This window comes from Parendozoicomonas sp. 209JJ7-1, assembly GCF_058147085.1.
The window spans coordinates 1-2421 of sequence record NZ_JBYVJU010000050.1; the positions used below are offsets into that span (position 1 = coordinate 1).

The window sequence follows — 2421 nt, forward strand, 5'->3', positions numbered from 1 at the left end:
TAACGCCCAAATCAGGTGCGCCGTAGGCGTCACCTGGATTTTCTTGTTAGATTTTAATTTCCTCGTACTTGAGGATATATTTTTTGGGGTGAACTTTTGCTTTATAGATCTTTGCATTAGGAAAGTTAATACTCCATGCATCTTTAACTCTTCTTTCTAAATCTTGGTTTGAATTTGCACCTAATACCACGCGTTTAATTGACTGAAATGGGAATTTGAACAAGTGCATGACATCACCACCGCTTTCTAGCTTTTCATCTGCGTCTTGAAGTGCAACTATCATTCTCCATTCATTTTCATATTTCCATGCTATATCTTTAACTGCATATAAATTTTCTGCTTTTAATTCTGACAGGATATAGCGTTTTCGGAAAGTTTCATAATCAACCTTTACAAGGTGTCGCAGGGAATCATCTTTCGACTTTCTCTGATCAAAGAAATGATTAGTTGTATCAAACTCTATTAGAAATCCCTTATGCGAGTCAGCATAATGTGCCCACATTAAGTGATCGTTTTTATTTTCAGTAAGACACAAAACACCAATCATTTCTTCAAGCAGCTCATGAGATTTAGTTTGAAGTAAATCTGCTGCTGATCCTTGCATTGTTTTTGCGGCAGCAATAATTGATGGTTTCTTTCCTTCGCTCAACTTTTTTAATTTTTCAAATGATAGAACCAGTTTTACTGATTCTGGCAGTGAATCATATTCTTTCTGTAAAATTTCATCCCATTGATCTTCACATTGAGACTCTATATCTTTATTTGTTGCAATTTTATCAATGACAGGTCTCAATTCAAATGGATCATTAAATGATCTTGCAGTACTAAATTTCAGTGTTCCATTCTCTAAAACCAAAACACCGTTTTCATCTAGATATTTATACATATGTTTGCTTAAAATCTAACGCCTAAATCAGGTGCGCCGTAGGCGTCACCTGGATTTACTTGTTAGGCGCTTGTTATTGTTTGTAGGCAGTGAAAGGATGCATTTTTACGACCGAACTGTGAACAATAGTAAACCAATTTGATTTTCTTACCATTCCACCAAAGCCATTACGACCACGATAATTACATCCTACAAGCCAGCCTTCTTGAGTGATATAAACTTTTGTACAACTTTCGACTTTTATACTTTCAGGATCAGTTGCAATAATTTCTAGATAGCGCTCAACTTCACGATATGAGCCATCCCAAGCAGAAGCAATTGGTTTACGCCCGAATCTACTCTCATTCTTGTTTTTTATTCTTTGTAACTCTTCAAGTTCTTTTTTGTTTTGTAATTCTTGTTCTTCGATTTTAGCCTGATAGAAGGCCAGCTTTTTCTTGTAGTGTTTATTGTCAGGGGCTAGTCTTATGAGTTCTTTATATTTACGTCTATTTTCATAGTATTTCTTGACAGGAATGGTTCTTAGCTCAGCTTCAATTTCAGCAATCTCGATTGCTGTTTCTTTCGCTCGTTCTTGATCTCTTTCTTCTTTTAGTCGCTGTCTTTCGCTTTCTTTTATTCGGCTTAACTCATTTTTTGCATGCAGGTTAATGTCAATTATTTCCTTCGATTCTGAAGCCATATATTTTCTAGAAAGACGTTCTGCTTCATCAAAGTTTTGGTTGTCAATTAAAACCTCTAAATTTGATATTACTTCTTCTTTGTTCTCTTTAAAGTATGCAATGTTTCTTTCTTTTTCTTGGTTTGACAATATAGCCGAGCCGATGAATAAAGAGGTTAGACAGAAAAATATTCTTGCAGATCTTGGTAGGTTTATATTCGTTTTTTGATAAAAAACTTCCCTTATTGGTGGTAACAAAAAACATGATGAAATAATAAATGCGATCCCAAATATGAAATCACTCAAAATAGTTACTATTCCAGATGCCAACAATAATGTACCAAACATCCAACTCAGGAATTGATTATTTTTTTTCATTACTCCGTCCTTGATGTTAATGTGCGCCTAACGCCAAAATCAGGTGCGCCGTAGGCGTCGCCTGGATTTACTTGTTAGCTGCGTAGCTTTGATTCAAGTACTGACATATATTCCCAGTACTCTCCGTGTGCTGTACCTGATTTCCAATTGCTTTTGAATATAGAGGATTTCATTAAATCGTATAAATCAAAATCTGCCTTACTTGAATTCAGTTTTTTTCGTATCTTACACCGGATGAAATCTCTACTTGGGTGTGGAGAAAATTTCCCGCTGGCTTTTACATAGTCTGATTCTTTGCAAAGGATCGCATAGCCTATTGGGGAATAGCGCTTACTGAAACCGTAAGTTTCAATAACTCTATCAACGGCAGAAACTTTATAAGCTTTCCTCACCCCATACTCACGAATACAGTAAAATGGCAGCTTATTCAGATAGCTGAAATATTGTATTTCATACATTAAGTTTATGAGTATGCTCATGATGTATTGGTAGCAGC

The 2421-nt window shown here is 35.6% G+C and carries 3 protein-coding genes; all 3 read right to left on the reverse strand.

Annotated features, from left to right (window positions below):
* Positions 1–46 precede the first annotated feature (46 nt).
* Entirely contained in the window at positions 47–886 is an 840-nt protein-coding gene (locus tag ACY2RQ_RS19155; RefSeq protein ID WP_490114615.1) for a DUF2971 domain-containing protein, read from the reverse strand.
* Positions 887–959: 73 nt separating this feature from the next.
* Positions 960–1925 (reverse strand): hypothetical protein, encoded by a 966-nt coding sequence (locus ACY2RQ_RS19160; RefSeq protein ID WP_490114616.1) that lies wholly within the window; start codon positions 1923–1925, stop codon positions 960–962.
* A gap of 74 nt (positions 1926–1999) precedes the next feature.
* Positions 2000–2421: DUF6559 family protein (locus tag ACY2RQ_RS19165; protein ID WP_490114617.1), on the reverse strand; the 422-nt coding region annotated here is incomplete at its 5' end.

Coding starts and splice junctions, on each gene's coding strand:
- ACY2RQ_RS19160 (WP_490114616.1), bottom strand. CDS start 1,925: ATGAAAAAAAATAATCAATTCCTGAGTTGGATGTTTGGTACATTATTG.
- ACY2RQ_RS19155 (WP_490114615.1), bottom strand. CDS start 886: ATGTATAAATATCTAGATGAAAACGGTGTTTTGGTTTTAGAGAATGGA.